The organism is Brevibacillus reuszeri, from assembly GCF_002897295.1.
GTDB classification, from domain to species: domain Bacteria; phylum Bacillota; class Bacilli; order Brevibacillales; family Brevibacillaceae; genus Brevibacillus; species Brevibacillus reuszeri_A.
Map to the genome: position 1 here is coordinate 44,347 of NZ_BEXF01000006.1, position 24,975 is coordinate 69,321.

Genomic DNA, 24,975 nt, shown 5'->3' on the forward strand with positions numbered 1-24,975 from the left:
ACACGAAAATCACAGTGATTGGTGAAGGTTTACTGGCAAAAATGGTATCTGAGCATTTAGAAATGGAGTACGATATCATTCGCCAATCAGTCTGGAACCCGGATATGCCTCATGTGACTCTCGTACTTGACATGCATGATGCTTGGCATCCTACCGAAAGTCTTGAGATGGAAAAATGGCTGCAGTCCGCAGGCATTACATGGTTACGTACCTTCGTTTCGTTCGGAGAGGCAATCGTCGGTCCCGTGGTACGTCCCGGTATTCCTGGGTGCTCTACGTGCGCGGATATGCGGCGCCTCATGGCAGGCAGAGATCGCAAGGAGATGTGGGGGATTCAGTCCAGGCTCAGCACAACCGGTGGGTTTCAAAGAGATGCTTGGATTTCTCATAATGGTCTCATACAGGTTACCGAATATGTAAAAGCAGAAGTACACCGGCTTGTAAAGGGGGAGAAACTACAGCTTCATGAACATGTCCAGATCATTGATTTGCAGTCGATGACGAGTACGCGGCACTTTTTTCTCGCTGATCCCTTATGTCCCGTATGCAGTCCATTGCCAGAAGACACACCGGAACAAGCGCGGATTACCTTACATGCGAATCCAAAGCCAAATCCGGACAGCTATCGAACAAAATCGATGCATGACTTGAAAAAGGCATTGGAATCAGAGTATTTGGATTCGCGAATCGGCTTTATAAATAGAAAAATGCGTGATCTTACCTCCGTGTTTGCAGATGTCAGCGTCAATTTGCCTTTGTTCACGCAGGATGAAGGCACGGCTGGCAGAACGAATTCGTATGCAGACAGCGAGTTGACGGCCATTTTGGAAGGGGTGGAGCGATATTGTGGTCTTGCTCCGCGTGGCAAACGCACGGTCGTTCATGACTGCTACGAAAATTTGGCAGAGCATGCCCTTGATCCGAGATTGGTTGGCTTGCATTCAGAGGAGCAGTATGCCCAGCAAGGCTTTCCTTTCCGCCCTTTTGAACCCAAGCGACCGATGAACTGGGTTTGGGCTTACTCTTTTTTACAGGAGCGCCCTATTTTAGTGCCGGAATTGATCGCTTACTACAGTCTGGGCTACGGGGAAGGAATTGTTTTTGAGACATCCAATGGCTGTGCACTCGGCGGGAGTCTAGAGGAAGCGATTTTTTACGGAATCCTTGAAGTCGTCGAACGTGATGCGTTTTTATTAACTTGGTATGCACAATTGCGCTTGCCGAGACTTGATCCGTCTTCTGCAGAAGATCGAGAGCTCCAATTGATGATCGATCGACTGCAGACTGTTACTGACTACGACTTTTTCATCTACAATGCGACGATGGAAAACGGTATCCCGAGCGTCTGGACAATCGCGAAGAACCGTACGCAAAAAGGGCTCAATTTGATTTGCGCTGGTGGAGCACATCCAGATCCGATCCGTGCGGTGAAAAGCTCGCTTCATGAGTCAGCAGCCATGTTGATTGGATTGTCTGACAAATTCGAGGCGAATCGGGAAAAATACCTCCGCATGCTCCACGACTCTTCTCTTGTGAAGAAAATGGATGATCATGCGATGCTCTATAGCTTGCCAGAGTCAGAGGAACGTCTTCATTTTTTACTCGATGACACCAGACCGATGCAGACATTCGCTGAAGCGTTCACAGCAAGGAAGAAGCATGAAGACCTCACAGATGATTTGCGTGACTTGCTCCAAATTTTTCGGAACCTGGATATGGATGTGATTGTTGTTGACCAAACTACCCCTGACGTTCGGAGAAATGGACTGACTTGCGTACGTGTGCTCATTCCAGGGATGCTTCCTATGACATTTGGACATCATCTCACACGTATAGATGGCTTGAAAAGAGTGCGACAGGTTCCTGTTACACTGGGGTATGTAAAGGAACCACTTCGCGATGACCAATTAAATCCGCATCCCCATCCATTTCCATAAAGATCAGCTGGGAGGAAGCAGGATGAGTCTGGATTCCTTTATCCACCACCTTCATTTTGACATTGAAAAGGTCAATCCTCCTGACATAGATGTTGACTGGGAGGATGCTCCGCTCCCATACAAGCTGTATCGGGGTTTGCCCACTCTATCGCTTCCTACGGAAATTCCGTTGACGCTCATGAAGCAAAAATTGCTGAGTGATTGCAATGAGCCAAGCTTTTCACAGCTAGGTGCTATTTTGTGGTATACGTATGGTGTTACGCAGCTGAGCCAAGATGTGATGCCAATAGCTTCCGAAGAGGATGAAGTTCTATATTTCCAGTCTAAACGGCGGTTTCTTCCTTCGGGTGGGGCGTTGTATCCTAGCGAATTGTATGTATATTTGAAGCTGAATGACCTTGGTCATGGTATCTATCACTACGATGCAGCGCACCATCGCTTGGTACTCTTGCGAGAGGGTAATTTTGATTCGTACCTCACCAGGGCAGTAGGAGGGAATTGTGACCTGAACGCTTGTTTTGGAGCTATATTTATATCTGCCTTTTTTTGGAAAAATTTCTTTAAGTACCATCATTTTTCGTACCGACTGCAGGGACTGGATGCGGGCGTGCTGCTCGGGCAATTGTTGTCTGTGACGAAGGAGGTTGGTATTTCATCTGGGATTTGCTTTCAATTTTTGGACCGTGCGGTTAATCATCTGCTTGGGTTATCGGAACAGGAAGAGAGCGTCTACGCCATAGTCCATCTTAGTGTACATGATTTGGCTTGGGATTCATTAAAGAGGCAGGAGAAAGCTGTAACTGCGTCAGAGCTAATCAAAGAGCTGCCACAGCTTTTTCATGCTCATTACGTGAAATCGAAGAATAGAAAAGATCCGCTGCTGCCCCGCAGGATGAATGAGGCCGCGATGCTCGAATCCACCGGCTCTTTTTCCAGTGTTGTTGTCACCAATCCGTCAAGAGTAAATGGTTCACGAATTTCTTTGCCTGTTGAGGATTGGCCGGAGATCAATTTTGCACAATATTGTCGGAATCGATTATCGCCTGAAATAGACTTTATGAAGGGAACGATCCAGCTTTCACAACTCTCGAGATTGCTGCATGAAGCCATAGGCTCCTTCTCGTACCGGAATGATCTGGGAGACGGACAGGAGATGATAGCGAAGCGTTTAGCGTTATCTGTTTGTCTTCATCAGGTTGAGGGACTTGTGGATGGGGCGTACCATTTTGATTACCAGGGTAACTCGCTTGCTCTCATTCAACACGGTGATCATCGACTAAAGCTACAGCTGGGATTGTCGATGGATAACGTGAATTTGTATCAGGTTCCGTTGTGCTTTCATGTGATTGGCGACATTGATCATCAGATGAGTCAGAGCGGGCCACGGGGTTATCGTATTCAACAGATGGAGGCAGGCATAGTTGTCCAGCGCTTGCTGATGTCTGCCTATTCGTGCGGTATGGGAGGGCATCCTTTGCTCGGATATGATGCGCGTCTATGCGACGAAATTTATCAAATCCGATCCAAACAGAAAACAAGCCTGATTCAAATACCAGTAGGTCCTTATCGCCATCGTCCGCGGTTGCAAGGAGGCTTGCATGGATAAAAGACAGATCAGATACAAAGCTGCCCATTTCCAGTAGAACTGTACTGGAGGTGGGTATCTTTTTTTCAAAATGATGTGAAAAAGAAGTATACTAGATATGTAGCCATGAACATAGAAAAGCGGTCATTCGTTTTTCATAAGCAAAGGAGAAATGTATATGGAAAAGGGAAAAGCCCAACAAACTGTATATGTGAATACCTTTATTAATGGCATTTTAGATCCTTCTCTGCCGATGCTCGGTCCCGTAAAGGATGGGGGCTACATCGTAGCAAATACGACACCTGGATGCTGGGGTCCTATGATTACGCCAGCTCTTCGTGGCGGTCATGAAGTCACGCAGCCCGTCTTTGTGGAAGGAGCCAAGGTGGGCGATGCGATCGCAATCCGCATAAAATCAATTGAAGTGACATCCATGGTGACTGCTTCTGGTAATGAGAGAACCATCGAGGGCAGATTTCTCGGTGACCCGTTTGTTGCTGCAAAATGTCCTGGATGCGGAGCTCTATACCCTGCAACGCGAATTGAAGGAATCGGCCCTGAAGCAATTCGTTGCGCTGAATGCGGCTCGGATACAACACCATTTACGTTTACGAATGGATATACGATCGGCTTTGACGAGACCAAGGAGCTGGGTGTAACTTTGCCAAAGGAAGCGGCTGAGAACATTGCTCAGAATGGTCGCTATTATATGAATACACCGGAGAATTCGGTGCAAAATCCGATTGTGACCTTTGCTCCTCATGATCTGGTTGGGGTGGTGGCTCGGGTACGTCCTTTCTTGGGTCAATTGGGGACAACTCCATCACAGCCGATGCCAGACTCGCATAATGCGGGAGATTTCGGTTCGTTCCTGATCGGGGCACCACATGAATACGCATTAACCAAAGAACAACTGAATGAGTATAAGACGGATGGGCACATGGATATTAACCGCGTGAGAGAGGATGCCATTTTGATCTGCCCGGTGAAGGTACCTGGTGGCGGCGTTTACCTAGGTGATATGCACGCCATGCAAGGTGATGGAGAAATTGCCGGGCATACAACAGATGTTTCTGGAATCGTGACGTTGCAGGTTCATGTCATCCCTGATTTAAAAATCGACGGTCCCATCCTGCTGCCAGTGGAAGAAGATCTGCCGTATTTGGCAAAACCATTTACACAAGCGGAAAAAGAAAAAGCGTTGAAGTACGCAAATAAGTGGCAGCTAAATGAAATCGAGGATTCCTTGCCTGTATCCTTTATCGGGACAGGGGCAAATCTGAACGAAGCAACTGAAAACGGATTGAATCGCGCTGCCGAAGTCCTTGGTGTTACGGTGCCAGAAGTATTGAACCGGGCTACGATCACAGGCTCGATTCAAATCGGCAGACATCCGGGAGTAGTGACCGTAACCTTCCTCGCACCGACAGAACTGCTGCATAAAATCGGGATTCTGGATTTGGTCAAAGAACAGTACAATCAGAAATAAGAAATCAATAAGCGCAAGTCATTTTGCAGGAAACACACGAAAGACCCGAGACAAATGCATCTCGGGTCTTATTCGTTGTCAGGTACAGGTAGGTGATCAATTCGCCACTATCTCCTGTAATCCACGGATTAATCGTTCTACTTCTTCCTCTGTATTATAAGGAGCGAGTCCCGCGCGAATCCAACCGCCATTCTCATTAATACCGAGCTTTTCTGCCAGTGTTGACGCGTAAAAATCACCGTATGCAATAAAAATGCTATGTTCCTCGCAAAGTCTCGTGCAAATATCATGTGGTTCAAAGCCATCTATTCGAAATGCGATGGTTGGTGTCTTTGGAACATGGTCCTCCGCTTGATACAGTGTGAGACCATCGATTTTCTTCAGACCGCTACGCAGCTTCTCTGCAAGCTGATTTTCATAGTCTTCCAGGAGAGCAAAGCCAGACCGAATTTTCTCGCTAAGCGCATCACCAGTTCCAAAGCTTGCTACGAATTCAATTGCTGGTCTGATTCCGGCGATCCCTTCATGGTTTTGAGTACCTGTTTCCAGCTTATCAGGGATGAAGGCAGGGGCAGGTGCCAGTTTATACACGTCAAGTGCTTCGAAAAGCGGCTTTCGTATAACAGCGATTCCGACGTGAGGCCCGAAAAATTTGTAGGCAGAGCAAAGCAGTAGATCGGCACCGATCTCATCTCGATCGATCGCAATATGAGGAGTGGCATGAACAGCGTCTACCGCAACGAGAATGCCTTTTTCCCGAGCTTTTTGGGAAAGCAGCGGGAGATTGTTAATTGTCCCCACCGCGTTAGAAGCGAGACCGACAGCGATCAGCTTTGTTTTGGAGGTGAGAATCGTGTCCAGCTCATCTAGCTGCAGCGTCAGTGTGTGAGGATCGACTTTCAGCCAGCGAACGGTCATACCGCGATCCTTTGCAATGGCGAGCCACGGGTCCACATTCGCGCGATGATCCAGCTCGGAGACAACAATTTCGTCGCCGGCCTGCCACTTTCGGCCAAGTGCACGCGCAATCGCATATGTAAGAGTCGTCATGTTTGCGCCAAAGGCAACTTCCTCAGGATCAGCGCGAAACATTTGTGCGACAGCTTCCTTCGCGCTTGCGATTAGCTGCTCGGTTTCGCGACTGGAAGGGAAAGGACCGTGTAGATTCGCCCCGCCATTTGCCATATAGGCGTAAATTGCATCCATCGATGACTTCACAACTTGAGAGCCGCCGGGTCCATCCAAATAAGCGACAGGCTTTCCGTTATATATTCTTTTCATTGCAGGGAATTGCTCGCGAACAGCCTCGATAGGGAATCGTTCGGTCGTCTTTGTCATACGCCACGTCTCCTTTATTCATCAATGGGAATAGCTGTCTATCTGCCTTTATTATTATCCGTCAATTCAGAATTATCAACGTATTTGTCAAAGATTACTCATCCGTTAGAAGTGTATGAGATACGCGTTTACTGTATAAAATGAAGTTATACGAGAAATAATTATTGTATTACAGTAAGTTTGTGTAGTAATATCGTAACAGATGAAGAATATATGGAATTGTCATGCTACTGCCTCAATTCTGTAAGTAAATGAACGGAAGGTGAATCCATTGGACGACATTCACAAGAAAATCAAGGAAATCCGTCTGGAGCAGGGACTGACACTTAAGGATTTAAGTGAGAAGACAAGCCTCTCCGTAAGCTTTTTGTCCCAAATTGAACGAGGAGCGTCATCTGTTGCCATTACGTCGTTGAAAAAAATCGCAGATGCCTTTGGGGTGACGATGACGTTTTTCTTCGAAGAGCAAGTGCATTCCAATTACCACGTGAAAGCCGAACAACAAAAGCCGTTTCAGGTTGAAGGCTCCGCTACTTCTTTTGTTCGACTAGGCGGAGAATTCCCCAAGCGTTCGCTGGAGCCGATGATCGTCAAGCTCGCACCTAATCAGAAAAAAGAACAAACCTTTAGCCATCCTGGTGAAGAGTTTTACTTCGTACTGAAAGGTTCTGCGTTATTTGAAATTGCAGGCGAGGAATACTTTGTTCGTCAAGGAGAGTCAATTCATTTTCCATCTCACATCGAGCATGAATACGAAAATCCTCTGAATGAAGAGACGATGTTGCTTTGCGTATTGACTCCGGTCATTTTTTAATGCTGAGTTGCACTACCCAATCAGACATGATCTTGCATCGGTATAAAAGGGAGGATTCCTATGAGAGTGGCAACAGATATTGGCGGCACGTTTACTGATCTCGTATACGTCGACGAGCAAGGGGATATCGGGGTTGCAAAAAGCCCCACGACCCCGCCAAATTTTGAAAAGGGTGTCATGGATGTTATTGAAGTGAGTTGTATTGACAAAGAGGCGATTCATACATTTATCCACGGCTCCACTGTCATCATCAATGCGTTGACAGAGCGAAAAGGGGTAAAAACAGGGCTGATCACCACAAAAGGCTTTCGAGATGTGCTGGAGATTGCCCGCGGAAATCGCCCCGATCTGTTTAACATTCGCTACGACAAGCCTGAGCCGTTTGTTCCGCGTCATTTGCGAATGGAAGTGGAAGAACGCTTGAATTATCAGGGGGAAGTCGTAACACCGCTTCAGCACGGGCAAATAAAAGAGCTGGTAGCCTACTTTCAAAAGCAAGATGTGAAAGCGATTGCAATTGCTTATTTGCACGCCTACGTAAACCCAGTATACGAGCAGGAGACAGCTGCCCTAATCAAGGAAATGTGGCCAGACGTTTTTGTAACCGCTTCCCACGAAGTAACAAAAGAATGGCGCGAATATGAGCGTACAAATACAGCAGTATTGAACTCGTATGTGAAACCGACTGCTGCTTCCTACATCGACAAGCTCCAAGGAAAGCTGAAAGAAAATGAGATAAACAGCTTTAACTTCATCATGCAATCCAACGGTGGAACAACAACCTTTGAGCAAGCGAAAGAGACACCGATTAACATGGTTGAATCTGGTCCTGTAGCTGGAGTATATGGAGCGGCAGTCCTGGGAGAGCTGATTGGAGAGACGAACCTGATCGCATTTGATATCGGCGGAACGACTGCCAAATGCTCCCTGATTGACAAAGGCGAAGTAAAGGTTTCCACGGATTATTACATCGAGCGCTCTGAGAGAAGTGCAGGCTATCCGATGAAAGTACCTGTCGTAGATATTATCGAAATTGGCAACGGTGGTGGTTCCATTGCGTGGATTGATGATGCAGGCTCGCTAAAAGTTGGTCCAGAGTCCGCGGGCGCTCTGCCTGGACCTGTAGCCTACGGGTTAGGTGGTACAGCACCAACGACAACAGACGCTAACCTCATCGTTGGCCGATTGTCGGCACGCAATTTTGGATATAACGTCGATCTGGAAAGGGTAAAGGCGGCGATAAAAGAGACCGTGGCAGACCATTTCGAGCTTTCTGTCGAAGAAGCGGCGCTCGGAATGATTCGAATTGCCGACTCCAACATGCTGAATGCTCTGAAGCTCGTTTCTGTACGAAAAGGATATGATCCACGAGACTTTACTCTGGTAGCGTTTGGCGGTGGAGGTCCGATGCACGCCCCGATTCTGGCAAAAGAGCTGGGTGTAAAAAAGGTCGTCGTTCCAACAGCATCCTCCGTTTTTTCTGCATGGGGTATGCTCATGACGGACTTGCGCCGCGATTACATCCAAACCTACATCAAACGCTTGGGACAACTAGACCCAGCGGAAATCAATCAGGCCTGGGGGGCACTGGAGGCTGAAGCGTGGCTCCAGTTCGAAAGAGATGGGCTTGCGCGTGAAGCTGTTGTATTCTCCCGTTTTGCAGATATGCGCTATGTTGGCCAGGAGCACACGGTAAAAGTACAGGTGCCGAATAGCGAATGGACAACTGAGAGCTTTAAAGAGGTAGTGAAGAGATTTCATCAGCTCCACGAGAAAACCTATACGTATAAGCTGGAGCAAGCCGAGGCAGAAATTGTGTCCTTGCACGTAACAGCGTTTGGCAAAGTGAACAAGCCAACTCTCAAAAAGCTCGAGCAAACTGGGTTCACAGTCGAAGAAGCCATCATCGAACAGCGTGATGTTTACTTCCAGGATGCTGGTTGGGTGAAAACAAATGTGTATGACAGGACCAAATTGTCAGCAGGAACAAGCTTTATGGGGCCTGCTATTGTCGAAGAGCGTTCTTCGTCAACGGTGATGCACCCTGGGCAGTCACTTGTTGTGGATGAGTACGGCAACCTGATTATCCATACGGGAGTGAACTAAGATGATAGCGAAGAAAGTAGACCCATTTAGCCTTGAAATTGTAAAGGATTCCTTGATTGCCATTGGTGACGAAATGTTTTACACACTAGGGCGCACTTCCATGAGTCCCATCATCTATGAGGTTCTGGATTATGCGTGCGGATTGACGGATTCTCGTGGTCAGTTGTTGACTCAGGGACATGGGATTGCTGGATTTATCGGTAACCTCAGCTTCATGGTGCGGGATACAGTGAAGAAATTTGCCATGAGCAATCAACTGATGCCAGGTGACATTATCATCATCAATGATCCGTACAGCGGTGGTGGCTCCCACTTGTCTGACGTAGGACTTGTCATGCCGATCTTCTATGACGGCGAGGTCGTTGCTTTTTCGGCGAACAAAGCCCACTGGACGGAAGTGGGTGGAAAAGACCCAGGTTCCTTTACCAATGATGCCACAGATATATATCAGGAAGGGCTGCAATTCCCGTGCGTGAAGCTGTTTAATGCGGGAACCGTCAACCAGGCGCTGGTGGATATGATTCAAGCAAACGTGCGCTTTCCAGATCTTTCACTCGGCGATATGTGGGCACAAGTAGCGGCATTACGTACGGGAGAAAGACGCTTCCAGGAGCTGTGCGAGAAGCATGGCAAAGAAGTGGTGCTGGCTTCCATCGATCATTTGCTAGATCACGGTGAACAAATGGCACGTAAAGAACTGGGAACCCTGAAAAAAGGTGTTTACGAAGCAGTTGATTACATCGATTCAGATGGCATGGGCAACGGTCCATTCCGTGTACAGGTAAAGGTTACCGTGACGGATGACGAGTTCATTTGTGACTTCAGAGGCAGCCACCCACAAGTAATGGGACCAGTCAATTGCTCCTTTACGACACTCGTATCGGATGTGCGTACGATCTTTTTGGCCATCACCAATCCTTCCCAAGATATTAATGACGGTGTATTCCGTCCGCTTACAATTATTACTGATCCCGGTTCCATTTTCTCGGCTGAGCGTCCTGCGCCAGTATCCGTTTATTGGGAGAGTGGCTCTGCAGGCGGAGATTTGGTGTGGAAGGCACTGGCTCCGATATTACCGGATCGCTTAAGTGCAGGCCATTTTCTCTCCGTTTGTGCCGTTACCCTTTCCGGGAAGCACCATGTAACAGATGAACCATTCCTGATTGTAGAGCCATCCGTAGGGGGATGGGGTGCAGGGGACGGACAAGACGGTGTTCGTGGACAATTTTGCATCGGTGATGGGGAAACGTACAACATGCCTGTAGAGATTGCAGAGACGAGATATGGCGTGATGGTTGACGAGTACAGTTTGCGTTGCGACGGCATGGGTGCAGGTGAGTACATCGGAGGTTCCGGTGTTATCCGGTCCTATCGTGCTATGACAGACAAGCAGGCCGTTACGGTTACCTTTGGGCGCAATAAATTTTTGCCATGGGGAGTTAACGGGGGAGAATCTGGCTCACCGAACGAGTTTTATGTAGAAAAAGCCAATGGTGAAATTGATGGACCTTTTGGGATTTATGCCCGCTATCCGCTGAACAAAGGTGACGTCGTGAAACTGGTAACTGGCACAGGGGGAGGATATGGTCATCCGTTAAAACGTCCGGCAGAAAAAGTCGCAAGTGACACGAAAAATGGCTACATCACGGTCAAACAGGCTGAGGAAAAATACGGTGTCGTGCTCGACCCTGATACGTATAGCATTCGTAGGGTAACCACTGAGCGCCAAGAGTTTCATCCATAATACAAAAATGAACGTGCTATTCATCCACATCACGAGTTCACTTCTTTGATAAAGCAGCAAGCTGCGGGAGTGAAGACAGGAGACCCGTTAATCTCCCGCACATGCTTGATATCGATCCAAACTGAGGAGGAACGGGAATGAGTACTAAGCTTCTGTATATTGATCCCATTTACAGTGATGTGGATGTGGAGCTGTTTGAGTCACATTTTCGAAAAATCGTGGAGCATGACACTAAAGTCGATGTCATTTCCTTGGGCAACAAAAAAGGACCACTTCATCTGGAGTACAACTGTTATGAAGTTTTGGCTATGCCAGATTTGATACGCAAAGTCATAAAGGCAGAACAGGATGGATACGATGGCGCCATCATCGGCTGCTTCTACGATCCTGCGCTACGAGCTTGCCGTGAGGTGTCTCGCAAAATGATAATCAGCGCACCTGCAGAAGCCTCGCTACACCTGGCAGCAACAGTGGGAGAGAGCATATCGATCATCGTTGGACGGCAAAAATGGATTCCGCAAATCAGAGAAAATGTGCACAAATATGGATTTTTCCATAAACTCGCATCGATCAGACCTCTAGAAATGGGCGTCCTCGATTTCCAAAAGGATCATGTATATACGATGAACCGAATTCACAAAGCTGCCAAGGAAGCAATCGAACAGGATGGGGCTGACGTCCTTGTTTTAGGATGCACGGCAGAGCTAGGCTTTTATGAGCAATTGCAGGAGGAGTTCGGAATTCCCGTTATTGATGTGAGCTTGGCTGCTGTGAAATATGCGGAATTTTTGGTGAATGTCGGAAGAAGGTTAGGGTGGAGTCAAAGCAAACGCGTGGGTTTTCAATCGCCTCCTATGGTAGAGGCAATTGGCTTTGGTCTGTTTTCTTCCTGATGTCTATTATAAGAATGCGTCTACTTAGAAGGAGTGACAGCAATGGAAGTCTCCCAAAACAACAAGTCCACTACAAAAGTAGGGGAATTGTTTGAGCGTATGCCGTTTACAAAAAAGCACTTATTTGTAGGAATGGTTTTGTTTATTGTCTCCGTCATTGAAGCATGGGAAATGATGTTGATCATCTTTTTAAGCAGTTCGATAGCGGCAGACTTCCAGCTTACCCCTCTCCAAGAGGGCTCGTTAATCGGTTCGATTTACTTGGGGATGATTCCGGGGACGTACATCTGGGCTATTATTGCAGACCGGATCGGTCGACGCAAGACGCTCATGTTCAGTTTATTAAGCTTTAGCGTGATATCCTTGTTAACCCCGTTTTCCACGAGCTTTCTCATGCTGTATACGGTTCGCCTAGTCGCAGGGATAGCACTCGGAGGCGTAATGGTTTCTGGTTATCCGTATTTTGAAGAAATGCTGCCGGTTAAGCAGCGGGGAAAAGGTGTCGTTTACTTATCCGCAGGGTGGCCTCTGGGAATGCTTTTAGCACTCGGCATGACTGCCTTTTTTATGCAAGGAGATGGTATTCTCGGCGGATGGAGAGGCGTCATAATCCTTAGCTCTTTAGTCGGTCTATGGGCGCTGATGATTCGCAAAATTCCTGAATCTCCTTATTGGCTCGCTAGCAAAGGCAGACAGGAAGAAGCAAAAGCGGCGATTCGTTATCTCAGCGAGGGCAAGCTTGAGATAGGCGAGCATGAACAGTTGTGGGTAGAGCCAATGACAAAAGCGAACTACTTTACGATTTTCTCCAAGCGCTTCCGCAGACTGACCACGCTGCAATCGGTAGTTAACTTTGCTTTCGCCTTTGGCTATTGGGGATTGTACACCTGGATTCCGACCTTGCTTGAACAAAAAGGATTGTCCATGTCCCAGAGTTTGACGTTTTTGGCCCTGTCTACACTTTGTCAGATCCCAAGCTACATGGTTGCGGCATGGTTAACTGGCAAATACGGACGGAAACGGGTCATGGTTAGCTTTGTTGCTTTAGCTGTTGCGTGTGGCTTCGGCTTTGCTTATTCCTCGAATATGGTGGAGCTGTACGCTTATAACTTTGCCCTTGCATTTTTCAGTTTGGGAGCATGGGGCGTATGGAACACCTGGTTCGGTGAAATTTATCCAACAAATGGTCGAGTAGCAGGATACAGCTTTGGTGCCGGGGCACAACGGTGGGCGAATACACTCGCACCCTCAATCATCGGGATGGTTATCGGTTGGGGCTGGGCATTCAATTCGACGGTTTCCTTTATTCAAGTATTTATGGTCATTACTTTGCTCATCATTTTGTTTTTGCCGGAAACAGAAGGACATATTTTGGAGTAGGGAATAAATGAGAAAAACCTACAGCTAGAGTTGGGAGAAGGGAGAACAAGCATTGCGGATTTTATCGTTACAAGAAGTGGAAGACATGCTTTATGGAGCTTGTATTTTTGGGACAGGTGGAGGAGGCAGCCTGACTGAAGGCTTGCAGCTAGTTCGCAAACTGTATGCGGAAGGCCAGACGGTTTCGATGATCGCGCTGGATGAAGTGGAGGATGATTGGCTGGTTGCTTCTCCGTATTACGTCGGCTCCGTCGCTCCGCCATCAGATGAAGTGAAGCAGCGGCTGGCAGGACTACCGATTTTACCAGATGAAGTATCGACACTTGCTGCCAGAGCACTACAAGACTATTTAGGCAAAAAAATCATGGCAGTTGTGGCAACTGAGCTTGGTGGAAATACGGCATGTGCGATTGAGACAGCCATCAATCTGCAAGTTCCGCTGGTTGATGCTGATCCGGCAGGTAGAGCAGTTCCGGATTTGGCTCACACTACTTTCCATATTCATGACGTATCCATCTCTCCATTTGCGCTGGCGAATCGCTTTGGTGATACCTTGATCGTCCAGCACGCTGTAAATCACGATCGTGCTGAGCAAATTGCTCGCTCATTTGCAGGTATTTCGGGCAATCTCGCTGGGGTCTGTGATCATCCAGTGTCTGGTGAAAGATTGAAGGGCTCGGTTATCAAAGGGACGCTTTCCAAATCCCAGCAGGTAGGGCAGGCAAGGCGGGAGGCGAGAGAGCGAGGAGTCATCCCGGCAGAGGCAATAGTTGCAGCAGGAGGCGGAAAGCATTTGTGCCACGGAATCATCCGCGAAGCGAGCTGGAATGATGTTGGTGGCTTCATCGAAGGCGAAGTCTCGATTGAGTCGAAAGAAAAAGATGAGCTTCCACTTACCATCTGGTTCAGAAATGAATTTATGATCGCCAAAAGAGGGGAGGAGCTTCTGTCCGTTATCCCTGAGCTGATCTCCATTCTCGACCACAAGACAGGGGAGCCTATCTTAAATCCGTCTTGTCAGGCTGGCATGATCATTGATGTCGTGACATTCCCGGCACCACCTGACTGGGAGACGGACAAAGGGTTATCGATTTTCGGACCTGAGTATGTCGGGCTGGATCGAAAGACTTATGAAAAAGTGAAAGGCAGGAAGTGAACTATTTTAGGAAGTCGATTGTAGGAGAAGAAGAGACGGGGAATGCAGCACGCTTTTATGGTGCTGTGTTGCTCGTTTTTTTGTTAAAGGATCATCATGAGTCTGCATTTCTACTAATTAAAAATGGATAGAGGTTCAGAGGTTCATCTGAAGACCCTATCCATTCTTATTACCTAGACACCCTGCTTTCGCAAGTAGTAATCATACCACCAAAGAGGAAGTGACGCGACAGGAATATCCATATACAATGAACGGTATCACGGTCCTCTATCGAAAAGGACCAGCTAACCCCATTATTTGCTTAATCAGACCTGTTGTTTTTCTGTGTTCGGTTTTGGAGATTTTTGTGCATTTTTACCGAGCACGATTCGATCCAAAGGCAGTACCTTATTTAGCACATTGTGAATGTGCTTCGATTCCTTGGTTAACACTGGGCCTAAAATGGCGAGAATTAACACGTACAACGCTGTAAAGGGCTGCAAAATGTCCAGTAGACCGCCAGCTTTTCCCATGTTCGCGATCAGAATGGAGAATTCGCCACGCGCTGTTATCGTCAAACCAATGTTAGAAGAGGCACGAGGTGAGAGTCCTGCACTGCGCCCTGCCAAAAGTCCAGCAGAGTAGTTACCAATTAATGTAATAGCAACTGCACCGAGCGAGAGCCAAACGGCACCGCCTAATGCCAACGGATCAATCGATAAACCGAAACTGAAGAAGAACATCGCGCCAAAAAAGTCGCGGAAAGGAAGAATCATGTGCTCAATGCGTTTCATGTGAACTGTTTCAGCCAGAACCAAGCCGACGAGCAAAGCACCAATTGCTTCCGCTACGTGAATGGTTTCAGAAAAACCGGCAACCAAAAACAATCCGGCGAACACGGTAAGCATGAACAATTCATTAGATTTGATGTTAAGCGCACGATTTAAGAATGGTACGAGCTTGCGGCCGATGATGATAAACAGCAGCATATAGCCAAGTGCTATGAGAGCCGATGTGACGACACCCATAACCGAGGTAGCTCCGCTGAGCACAAGACCAGACATGATGGAGAGATAGACGGCGAGGAACAGATCGTCGAACATGATCATACCGAGGATCATTTCGGTTTCCGGATTTGCCGTACGTTTGAGGTCAACCAATACTTTTGCCACGATGGCTGTGGAGGAGATAGTAGTGATTCCTCCGATAATCAGGATTTCTTTGAAAGGAACACCTGCAAAATAACCGAAGAGGAGCCCCATCGTGAAGTTGATGGCGATGTAAATGGAACCACCAATTGCAATGGAACGACCCGCTTTGATCAAACGGCCTACAGAAAATTCAAGTCCTACATAGAAGAGGAGGAATAGGACACCCATTCTTCCCATGAAATTAATGAGTGGTTCACTTTCGATAAAACGAAAATCAATTAAGCCAAGTGAGGCTGCATGCGGCCCCACAGCCATCCCGATGAGGATGTAGAATGGCACAATCGAAAATTTGAGTTTCGTCGAGATGAAGCCTGCTAGTGCAATCAAACCAATGGCTAGACCAACTTCGAATACGATGTGCTCCAAATCAAGCCCCCCCTTTTATGAGCGTCGCTTTTAACGCTTTCACCTGCTTTCTCTCTCCTGCAACCACAAGTGTTACCCCTGCTGCAATTACACTATCCGGTCCAGGACTCACCTTTTGCTTTTGATCTTTTTCAATGATGGCAATCACCGTTGCCCCTGTTTTTTGACGAATATCAAGCTCCCCGATGGTTTTGCCGATGCAATCAGACCCTGGTTCTATCTTGTACCATTCAATCACTAATTCATCCAAAGCCATCTCGATTGTTTCCAGTGCTTTTGGCATGTAGGTCATCCCACCAACGATTCCAGCCATTTGCCTGGCTTCTTCGTCATCGAGTGTGATCATGGAGATACTCTCATCCCAATCGTCTTTGTCGAAGTGGTAGATCTCCCGCCGCCCGTCATCATGAATGACGATGATCAGTTTATCGCCTGCCCTGGTTTCGATCTGGTACTTTCGTCCAATCCCTGGCAAGTCAGATTCCCTGATATTGAACATGTAAACGCCTCCTTCTGATCTCATAATTTTTTGTAAATAAGCAAACGAAACTAAATAAGCATTCGTTTATATATAATTTTACACGTAACTGTGTCAAAAAGTCTACCTAATGAAACAGTTTGAAAAATAAATTGACACGTAAATTAATAAAATTGACTTATTTTCTTTGCAGGAGAGCGAAAAAGGACTACCTGTTACTTTTTGCTAATCGCATCGTAATTATTCTCAGAAGGAAAATGAGGAAATACTTCTTTCCCTGATCTATCTGTTTTCATTGTGCTATGAATCATACAACTCTATACTTATAGGATAAGCATCGGATTCTAACTGTGAGGGATAACATGCAAAACTGGATGACCGATTTTATTGAACAATACAGCTACTTGGGCATCTTTTTGATGATGGCCCTTGAAAATATTTTTCCGCCTATCCCATCAGAGGTGATTCTGACTTTCGGAGGATTTATTACAACACAGTCCTCTTTGACGATAACGGGTGTTGTCTTATCTGCTACGGCTGGTGCTGTCATCGGGGCAATTCTGCTGTATGGCATCGGCTATTATGTTGACATTAATAAAATAGAAAAGATAGTAGAACGCTGGGGGCATTTTTTGCGAATCAAAAAGGCGGATATACATAAAGCAAATCGCTGGTTTGAAAAATACGGCTATTGGACGATTTTAATATGCCGGATGATTCCGTTGGTTAGAAGCTTGATCTCCATTCCCGCGGGGATGACGAAAATGAACATATGGTTGTTCCTGCTTTTCTCCACGATCGGTACGTTTATTTGGAATATTGCCCTTGTCTGGCTTGGAGCGATTTTGGGCCATTCCTGGGAGGATATTTTGTATTACATGGATGTGTATTCTACGATTGCGTATGTAGGCATTGGTTTGGGGGCAGCCATTTTCTTGACTGTGTTTATTACAAAAAGAAAAGCGAACTCCTAAGTAAACAAAGTGTTAAAATCATGGCCATCCTTTCTTTAAGAGAGGGTGGTCTTTTTAGATGGCATTGTCATAGGACGGTTGTGCCAGCGACTACATTCGGTGTCATGAAAATAAGTAAAAATATTATAAAAAGTAGTAATTTTCTTGCAAATAAGAGTAACCCATTTCCTTTATCTTGTAAGAGAAAGGGTGTCTCGTGAATCCGAAATACCCTCACTTCTTGGCGTGGAGGCGATGAAAGTTGATCGATTTATTACTTGTAAACGGGGTTATCGTCACGATGGACAAGGAACGGCGCGTTCTGCAGGATGGTGCTGTGGCCATTCATGAAGGAAGGATTCTGGATGTAGGGCCGTCAGCGGTTTTGCAGGAAAGATATCAGGCAAGTAAAGTGATTGATTGCGTGCATCATTGTGTTCTGCCAGGCTTTATTGATGCGCATGGCCACGGTGGGCACTCCTTGTTCAAGACCATTGCCACTGAAAATATCAACGACTGGATGCCGATCATCACCAATACGTACAAGCATTTTGTGACAGATGAGTTCTGGTATTATGAAGGCAAGCTTTCCGCTCTGGAGCGGCTAAAAGCCGGTGTGACGACCGGGGTCAGTGTGATGGGGTCGATGCCTCGATCTGATGATCCGATTTTTGCATTAAACCATGCCAAGGCGTACAACGAGGTCGGTGTAAGGGAAATTGTCTGTACTGGCCCGTGTAATCCTCCCTGGCCACATTCCTTTAGTCGCTGGATTGAGGGGGAGAGGGTGACGCGGGAAGTTACGTATGAGGAAGTGCTTGCAGGGGCGGAGGCAGTCATCGAGGCATTGAATCATGCGAATGGTGATAAAACTAGAGCCTATATCACACCCTTTGTCATTGTTACCTCTGTCAATCCTTCGGCACCGACGCCAGTTGATCAATTATTTGGCTTGACCGAATTCGACCGTTATCAGGCGAGAAAGATTCGTGAAATCGCGAAAAAATATAAGACACGTATTCATTCGGATGCATTTGGCGGTATGATTCATATGGCGATCCAGGATAAAGAGTATGCGCTGCTGGGACCTGATGTCCATCTCCAGCATTGCCGCGGTATCTCCTTTGATGAAGCCAAAATTCTGGCAGAGACGGGAACAAACGTCAGTGTATCACCGGGATTTGGACAGATTAATGCTCGCACGCCAGTGACCGAGCTGATTGAAATGGGAGCCACAGTCGCGATAACAACGGACGGGACTTCCCCAATGACGCCATTTGATATGTTTCAAGCGATGCGGAGGATGCTGCTTTTGCAGCAAGCCGCTCTCCGTGACTATTTTTATTTGCCTCCCGGGAAGCTATTAGAAATGGTGACGATAGATGCAGCGAAGTGTGTGGGCTGGGATGATGAGCTTGGATCATTGGAGATTGGCAAAAAGGCAGATGTCATCACAGTAAACATGGCTCAGCCACATCTGAATCCGGAAAACATGTATGTCCATCGGTTAGTTTACCAGGCTGTAGGTGGTGATGTGAATCATGTCATCGTAGACGGTCAATTAGTCATGGACGAGCGCAAAGTCCTCACTGTGGATGAAAAACAGATTTTGCAGGAAGCGAACGAAGAAGCAAATCGCACGATCGAAAGGGCCGGTCTCGACATTTACATGCAGCCGAGCAAGTACTTTTGGGGTCATGCCCGTGCTTATTTGGATGAAAGACGTTTTGTTCCTAGCGAAGGTTAATCTGCCTGTCCACTTTTGCATGACATAAGGAGGATTTATGATGAAGAAACACCGTTTGTGGGGTACCGTTTTGGCTATCGCATTGATGATGACTTCACCATTACTTGGCTGTTCAGCTCCCAAGCAAGAGACAGCTGCACCGAGCGCAGCCAGTGAGACCAAAAGTGGCAAAGAGTTGGTTGTCGCTCGAAAAGTGGACGCTGGAAACATTGACCCTCATTTTATCTCCAGCACACAAACCTCCAATTATGTTTATGGAAAAGTGTACGAAGGACTTGTTATGCGTGACAAGAATACGCAATATCAACCCGCTTTAGCGACAGAATGGAAGCAATTAGATGATATCACCTGGGAATTCAAGCTACGGCAAGGCGTTACGTTTCACGATGGAGAGCCGTTTACAGCAAACGCCGTAAAAGCCACATTTGATCGCTTATTGGATAAAGACACTGCTTCGCCACGTGCGACGGTCTTTTCCATGGTTCAGGAAACAAAGGTGATCGACGATGCCACGGTTCATATCGTCCTCAAGTATCCTTTTGCGGCGCTTCTCTCCATCTTGGATAGCAGTGAAGGCAGTATAATCAGCCCCAAGGCGATCAAGGAGCTAGGGAAGGACCTCGCTAAAAAAGCAGTAGGTACCGGGCCTTATCGCTTTGAATCCTGGGTGCAAGGACAACAGATGGTTCTTATACGAAATGATTCTTATTGGGGTAATGCAGGAGAAATCGAAAAAGTCATTTACAAATCAGTGCCAGAGGATTTGATACGCGTAGCGATGGTGGAGTCAGGGGAAGCGCAGGTTGCTGATCAGGTTCCTGTCACAGAGCTTGAGCGGATCGAAAAGTCGGCCAATTTGAACCTGCTGCGAACAGAAGGGTATGGAGTGGAATACATCGGATTTAATTTTCAGAAGAAGCCTTTTGACGATATCCGCGTTCGCCAAGCCATTGCCTCTGCAATTGAAAAGGACTCGATTATTTCTGGTGTTTACAACAACGTTGGCAAGAGAGCGAATTCGACTTTGTCGACCAAAGTATTCGGATATAATCCCGACCAAAAAGAGTTTCCATATGACTTGAACCATGCGAAAGAGCTGCTCAAACAAGCGGGATATGAAAATGGATTTACCGCTACAATCATTACAGATGAGCGCAAGGAAAGAATTAATTTGGCCGAAGTACTTCAGTCTCAGCTAAAAGGAATTGGTATTGATATCAAAATTACAACGATGGAATACGGTGCTTATCTCGATACACTCGCAAATGGGAAGCATGAGATGTACATTGGCGGATGGGGGAATGCGACCGGGGATGCAGACTACAATCAATTCAACGTATTCCATAGCAGCGCGATAGGAGAGATAGGGAATTATTCGTTCTATGGCAATCCGGAAACTGACAAGCTGATTGAAGAAGGGCGTCGGGAAAAGGATCAGCAAAAGCGCAAAGAGATCTATGCCAAAGCGCAGGCTAAGGAGCTGGAGGAGGTTGTGCTTATACCGATACGGTCGATTAGTCACCTCGCCATCACGACGAAAAATACGGAAGGACTGTGGATGAATCCGGTTGGCTTTTTCATTTTTAATGAAGTGACCGTCAAATAGGAGCTGAATAGAATCAACGGCACCTCGGTTGTTAGCTCACCTAATAAGTGGAGGTGCCGTTCGTGTTGGATTAAACCTGCTTCACGCGCTGTACGATTATCCTTGCTGAATTCTTGAATCCGTCTTTTTCCCGATCCGGAGAGCCGTCAGAGTCATCAGGATGATGATGACGAGCATTCCCGCTAGGGCAGGTGTGAAGCTGTGAAACAAATCAGCAGTGAACCCGACAAGCAGAGGACCAAGTGAGCCTAGCAAATAACCTACGAATTGCGTTATGGCGGCCCAAGCGGTTGCTTCTTCGGCATTTTTGGATTCCTGTATTGGCAAAAGCAAGGCTAGGGGAAAGAGTCCGCCTGCGCCAATCCCTAAAAATACTGTTGCTACGACTGGGGAAGCTTCCACTAACAGTAAGGTAACGCCAATGAATTCGGAAGCGGAGCAGATCAGCAGCCACATCTTTTTTTGCTGATATTTACCAGCCAGGAACGGAATTAGAAAGCTCACAGGAATCTGTATTAGCGTGAACATGGTAAGGATGTAGCCTGATTCTGAGCGTGGAAAGCCCATTGTCTGGACAATCGGAGCCAGCCAGGCGGTAATGGAGTAAAACATCGCTGCCATGCACCCGAAAAAGATCATGAGCACACGTACTCGTCTATCACGCAAACTTACTTTTTGCCGATGCCCGGATGGGAGTCCTCTCTGTTCACTTTTCACAAGTGGCACTAGCAGCAAAGAAGCGATGAGTGCTAAAATACTCCAGAAGCTCAACGATTTTTGCCACGAATCATTCAGCTTGTGGAGAAGCGGTACCGAGAGACTCGATGCGACCGCTGCGCCGATTACCATAGAGACAGAATATACGCTTGCCATAAACGGGCGCTGTGGGAAGTGCTTTCGAATAAAGCCAGACACCAATGGACCTGCGATCCCAATGCCAATCCCGGCAAATAATGCGGTAGATACGAGCAAGATCGGCTCCGATACATAAATGCGTAGGAAGGTAGCAATGAGAATACAGAGCATCGCGATCAGCAATGACCATTCAATACCGATCCGTCGATTAAAACGAATGGCCAATACGGAAAATAGGCCCATACAAAAAACGGGTAGAGTGGTTAACATACTAGACGCGACGCCATTCATACCCAAATCTTTTTGGATAAGATCAAGCAGCGGACCAACCGAAGTGATGGATGGTCGCAAATTGAGCGAAACCAAGAATAACACGACAACAAGATAAGCAAACTTCATTTGTAGTACCCCCATTTCGTCTTGCTGGGTGTAGTGTAACTCCCGCAAGCACGATAGGACAATTCTATTTTTTCTATATAAATGATAGTTTGAAGCTATTGTTTTGAGGTGATCATATGGAAATCAGGCAAATCCAATACTTTTTGATGCTATGTAATGAACTTCACTTTACAGGAGCTGCTGAAAAATTGGGAATTTCCCAGCCAACCCTGAGTCAGCAAATTCGCGTGATCGAAAATGAACTCGGTACGCCGCTATTTGATCGAATTGGGAAAAAGACCGTAATGACTGAGGCAGGGCAGCTTTTTCGGCAATACGCATTGCAGATGGTTCAACAGCTAGAAAATGCAAAGACGGCGGTAACAGAGCTAACCAGCCAAAATTCAGGGCAGCTGCGAGTAGCTGTCCTGCCTTCAGATCTGGATTATCGGTTAACGCCGCTGCTTATCGACTTTCATCGCGATTTTCCCAAAACAAGGGTCCAGGTCATTCCATCGATGGATATCACAAATATGGTCCTGGACAATGATGTAGATATCGGTGTCGGGTTAGCTATCCAACCAGATAGCCGTTTGGAGCGAATCCCTTTTTATGCGGAATCATACAGCCTGTTTGTAAATGAGCAGCATGAATTTGCAAAGAAGGAGATCATTTTAGCCGAGGATTTGTCGAAAATACCGCTCGTGATGTATCCCCAAGGGTTTTACGGACGAGATTTGATAGACTCGTGGTGTGCGGAACATGGTATATCTATCAGCACCATCCTGGAGACCGGTACGGCTACCTCCTTATTTCAATTTGTCAAAGAAAATATTGGAGCTACCATCCAACCGAGTCAATTGATTCATCATTTTCAATCGATGGGGATTCGTGCTCTTCCCATAAAAGATTCGCCAACCAGAAAACTGGAGATGTTTTATCGAAATGATAAGTATTTGAATCTTGCTGCGAAAACTTTCATGGAAAGAATGCAAGCCTTTTTCGGTACGTAAAAAGATCAAGACTGCTTGTCTAGCTGCGAAACCAAACGTTTTTGTATTGTATACAGCCGGTTGAATCAAACGATATCCCATCTACAGAAGCATCATAGTGTACTTGCAAATTTTCTTGATATAAAAAAAGCAGGCAGCAGGTTTCGATTAGTTGTTCATTTATTTTTTCTACATACTTTTGCCGTGTTAGCTGATTCTCTTCTTGCCATAATTTTGCGATTTTTGAATGTATGCTCTGAGCGAGCAGGTTATTCGCCAGCTGACTGATAAAGCTATTATCGGCGATGTAGGACTCGATGAAAGAGACTTCCCAATTATCTATGAGCGCTTTCTGACTTAAAAGCATGTCCGCACCAAGTATTTTGTCTGACTGAAGAAGCTCCTGGAGCAGCATCACGGTGACATCAATGTGGATACCAATTTCTGCAAAGTGTTTTTTCAACCAGAGAGCATCCTCTTCCAATGGAGCATAAGTGAACAGATGGAGCGGCTCGCCTTGATACCCGAGCTGAGACAATATGCTTTTTGCTGCTGCAGGGTCGTAGCTGAATGGATCGTCACTGGGATAATGATTGGCAAAACAGTTTGTAATTGGAAGACATTCGTGCTTTCTTGTTTCCTCTAGCATTCTCGAACGATCCATCCCGAGAAATAATGCTTGACGAAACTGTTTGTCTGCGAGTGGACCTCCTATTGCTGTGTTGAGAGTGAGAAATGTATAAGAGGTGCCTGCAAAAGCTCGTTTCCAGATGGAAGGGGCTTTTTCCTTTAGAATCGTATTCTCGGTCTTTTTGCCGTGCAAACTCGTATCGGTATACTGAACGAAATGGGAACCTGTTCCGAGCCAATCGGGACCCTCTTGTTGCTTCGCCATGTGCCTTATTTCTACGTGGTCAACGAGAGCGCGCTCTTTAAAGTACGACTGATTCGCTTTCAATAGAAAGCTTTCCTTTTGTCTGACCAATTGAAAGGGTCCTGTTCCTATAGGGAAAGTATCCATTCCAGAAATTTCCGAATGATATCTGTCTTCTGGTACGATTGACGCCTGAACTCTACTCAAAAAGGGTAAAAACAGAAAGTTTGGTTCTGTGAGAAGTACTTGCAGGGATAGATCGCTTAAAATGTTCATTTCTTTTATGCAAGCATACATCGCATAGTAGGGTGGGCGAAGAGGTTGGTTTTGCTTGAGACGATTGAGTGTAAATCGCACGTCATGAGCAGTCAGCTCTTTGCCATGATGAAAATAAATCCCTCTGCGCAGGAAGAAAGTATAGCTTGTACCTGCTTCATCGGCCTCCCAGGCGTGGGCGAGGTGAGGGACGATGCTCTTGGTCTGCTCATCAAACAGCACCAAAGGGTCGAATATGTGCTGTAGCAGATGTCTTTCCGAGGATAAGGACATGAAAGCAGGATCAAGTGTGAGTACCGTTTCATCGAACAGAACGACCAGGCTGTCCGTTTCGGGCTTTGCATCCTTATTTTCGGAGCCCCGGCTATGCATAAACCAATGCAAAAATTGCTCATTCACGCGATTATTGGCGCATTTATCAATAAAGCGAAAAGCCTCTTCTACTTTCCTTTCCTCTGCCAGTTGTACGGCAATCTGCACGGCTAACTCTTCTTCGCTAATATGAAATGTCAGCTTCGAGCTATTTCCTCTACCTTGACCAGAAACCCAACTGATCCACTGGTATTCCTCCATTTTTTTCAGGAGATTACGTGTATTGCGATCCGAGCTGTACAATACGTCACTTAACTGATCGAGCAAGACTGGGATCTGTTGATCAATCGCGACGGTAGAAAAATGTTTGCGAAGGATCTGATAGTATTCGAACAACAGCATAGGTCAAGCCCCTCCAGAGTTGGAAAAGGGGAAAGATTTGGCCGAACCCCTTCCGTCTTTAATCCAGAATATTCTTATATAATCATTCTAGTCAAACAGGCGAA

18 protein-coding genes are annotated in these 24,975 nt (G+C 46.6%); 13 read left to right on the forward strand and 5 right to left on the reverse strand.

Annotated features, from left to right (window positions below; all coding sequences use genetic code 11):
- The first annotated feature begins 41 nt into the window (after positions 1 to 41).
- The 3 genes from C3B52_RS11570 (at position 42) to C3B52_RS11580 (ending at position 5,011) form a co-directional block, all read left to right on the forward strand.
- A complete protein-coding gene (locus C3B52_RS11570) occupies positions 42 to 1,937 on the forward strand; it encodes a TOMM precursor leader peptide-binding protein (RefSeq protein ID WP_103106472.1) in 1,896 nt (631 codons plus the stop codon).
- Positions 1,938 to 1,959: 22 nt separating this feature from the next.
- A complete protein-coding gene (locus C3B52_RS11575; protein WP_103106241.1) occupies positions 1,960 to 3,543 on the forward strand; it encodes a SagB family peptide dehydrogenase in 1,584 nt (527 codons plus the stop codon).
- 157 nt (positions 3,544 to 3,700) lie between these two features.
- Entirely contained in the window at positions 3,701 to 5,011 is a 1,311-nt protein-coding gene (locus tag C3B52_RS11580) for an acetamidase/formamidase family protein (RefSeq protein ID WP_103106242.1), read from the forward strand.
- A gap of 96 nt (positions 5,012 to 5,107) precedes the next feature.
- Here the strand turns inward: C3B52_RS11580 and C3B52_RS11585 are convergent, their stop codons facing one another.
- A complete protein-coding gene (locus C3B52_RS11585; protein ID WP_103106243.1) occupies positions 5,108 to 6,349 on the reverse strand; it encodes a cysteine desulfurase-like protein in 1,242 nt (413 codons plus the stop codon).
- Between the two features lie 271 nt (positions 6,350 to 6,620).
- Between C3B52_RS11585 and C3B52_RS11590 the strand changes: the two genes are divergently transcribed.
- From C3B52_RS11590 to C3B52_RS11615, 6 genes are all read left to right on the forward strand, one after another.
- Positions 6,621 to 7,163, forward strand: a complete 543-nt coding sequence (locus tag C3B52_RS11590; protein WP_103106244.1) for a helix-turn-helix domain-containing protein — start codon at positions 6,621 to 6,623, stop codon at positions 7,161 to 7,163.
- 60 nt (positions 7,164 to 7,223) lie between these two features.
- On the forward strand, positions 7,224 to 9,269 hold the full coding sequence (locus C3B52_RS11595) for a hydantoinase/oxoprolinase family protein (RefSeq protein ID WP_103106245.1): 2,046 nt from the start codon (positions 7,224 to 7,226) through the stop codon (positions 9,267 to 9,269).
- A gap of 1 nt (position 9,270) precedes the next feature.
- The gene (locus C3B52_RS11600; RefSeq protein WP_103106246.1) at positions 9,271 to 11,013 is read left to right on the forward strand and encodes a hydantoinase B/oxoprolinase family protein; all 1,743 of its coding nucleotides are present in this window, start codon (positions 9,271 to 9,273) and stop codon (positions 11,011 to 11,013) included.
- Positions 11,014 to 11,150: 137 nt separating this feature from the next.
- Positions 11,151 to 11,906, forward strand: coding sequence for an aspartate/glutamate racemase family protein (locus C3B52_RS11605; protein ID WP_103106247.1), 756 nt, complete (start codon positions 11,151 to 11,153; stop codon positions 11,904 to 11,906).
- A gap of 42 nt (positions 11,907 to 11,948) precedes the next feature.
- On the forward strand, positions 11,949 to 13,286 hold the full coding sequence (locus C3B52_RS11610; protein ID WP_103106248.1) for an MFS transporter: 1,338 nt from the start codon (positions 11,949 to 11,951) through the stop codon (positions 13,284 to 13,286).
- 52 nt (positions 13,287 to 13,338) lie between these two features.
- Positions 13,339 to 14,442, forward strand: a complete 1,104-nt coding sequence (locus C3B52_RS11615; RefSeq protein WP_103106249.1) for a DUF917 domain-containing protein — start codon at positions 13,339 to 13,341, stop codon at positions 14,440 to 14,442.
- Between the two features lie 305 nt (positions 14,443 to 14,747).
- Here the strand turns inward: C3B52_RS11615 and C3B52_RS11620 are convergent, their stop codons facing one another.
- Both C3B52_RS11620 and C3B52_RS11625 read right to left on the reverse strand, forming a co-directional pair.
- Positions 14,748 to 15,998 (reverse strand): cation:proton antiporter, encoded by a 1,251-nt coding sequence (locus C3B52_RS11620; protein ID WP_103106250.1) that lies wholly within the window; start codon positions 15,996 to 15,998, stop codon positions 14,748 to 14,750.
- Position 15,999: 1 nt separating this feature from the next.
- Complete coding sequence (locus tag C3B52_RS11625) at positions 16,000 to 16,497, reverse strand: cation:proton antiporter regulatory subunit (RefSeq protein ID WP_049739896.1); 498 nt, start codon at positions 16,495 to 16,497, stop codon at positions 16,000 to 16,002.
- Positions 16,498 to 16,838: 341 nt separating this feature from the next.
- On the opposite strand from C3B52_RS11625, the gene C3B52_RS11630 reads away from it, so the two are divergent.
- The 3 genes from C3B52_RS11630 (at position 16,839) to C3B52_RS11640 (ending at position 20,782) form a co-directional block, all read left to right on the forward strand.
- The gene (locus C3B52_RS11630; RefSeq protein ID WP_103106251.1) at positions 16,839 to 17,450 is read left to right on the forward strand and encodes a DedA family protein; all 612 of its coding nucleotides are present in this window, start codon (positions 16,839 to 16,841) and stop codon (positions 17,448 to 17,450) included.
- Positions 17,451 to 17,691: 241 nt separating this feature from the next.
- Positions 17,692 to 19,176 carry an amidohydrolase family protein gene (locus tag C3B52_RS11635; RefSeq protein WP_235615677.1) on the forward strand — a complete coding sequence of 495 codons (1,485 nt, stop codon included), beginning with the start codon at positions 17,692 to 17,694 and terminating at the stop codon, positions 19,174 to 19,176.
- A 40-nt stretch (positions 19,177 to 19,216) separates the two neighbouring features.
- Entirely contained in the window at positions 19,217 to 20,782 is a 1,566-nt protein-coding gene (locus C3B52_RS11640; protein WP_103106252.1) for a glutathione ABC transporter substrate-binding protein, read from the forward strand.
- Between the two features lie 96 nt (positions 20,783 to 20,878).
- On the opposite strand, the gene C3B52_RS11645 is transcribed toward C3B52_RS11640, so the two are convergent.
- The gene (locus tag C3B52_RS11645; RefSeq protein WP_103106253.1) at positions 20,879 to 22,036 is read right to left on the reverse strand and encodes an MFS transporter; all 1,158 of its coding nucleotides are present in this window, start codon (positions 22,034 to 22,036) and stop codon (positions 20,879 to 20,881) included.
- A 116-nt stretch (positions 22,037 to 22,152) separates the two neighbouring features.
- On the opposite strand from C3B52_RS11645, the gene C3B52_RS11650 reads away from it, so the two are divergent.
- Positions 22,153 to 23,028: a LysR family transcriptional regulator gene (locus C3B52_RS11650; RefSeq protein WP_103106254.1), complete on the forward strand. Its 876-nt coding sequence runs from the start codon at positions 22,153 to 22,155 to the stop codon at positions 23,026 to 23,028.
- A 19-nt stretch (positions 23,029 to 23,047) separates the two neighbouring features.
- Here C3B52_RS11650 and C3B52_RS11655 read toward each other — a convergent pair whose 3' ends face one another.
- Positions 23,048 to 24,871: an ABC transporter substrate-binding protein gene (locus tag C3B52_RS11655; RefSeq protein ID WP_103106255.1), complete on the reverse strand. Its 1,824-nt coding sequence runs from the start codon at positions 24,869 to 24,871 to the stop codon at positions 23,048 to 23,050.
- Between the last annotated feature and the right edge of the window lie 104 nt (positions 24,872 to 24,975).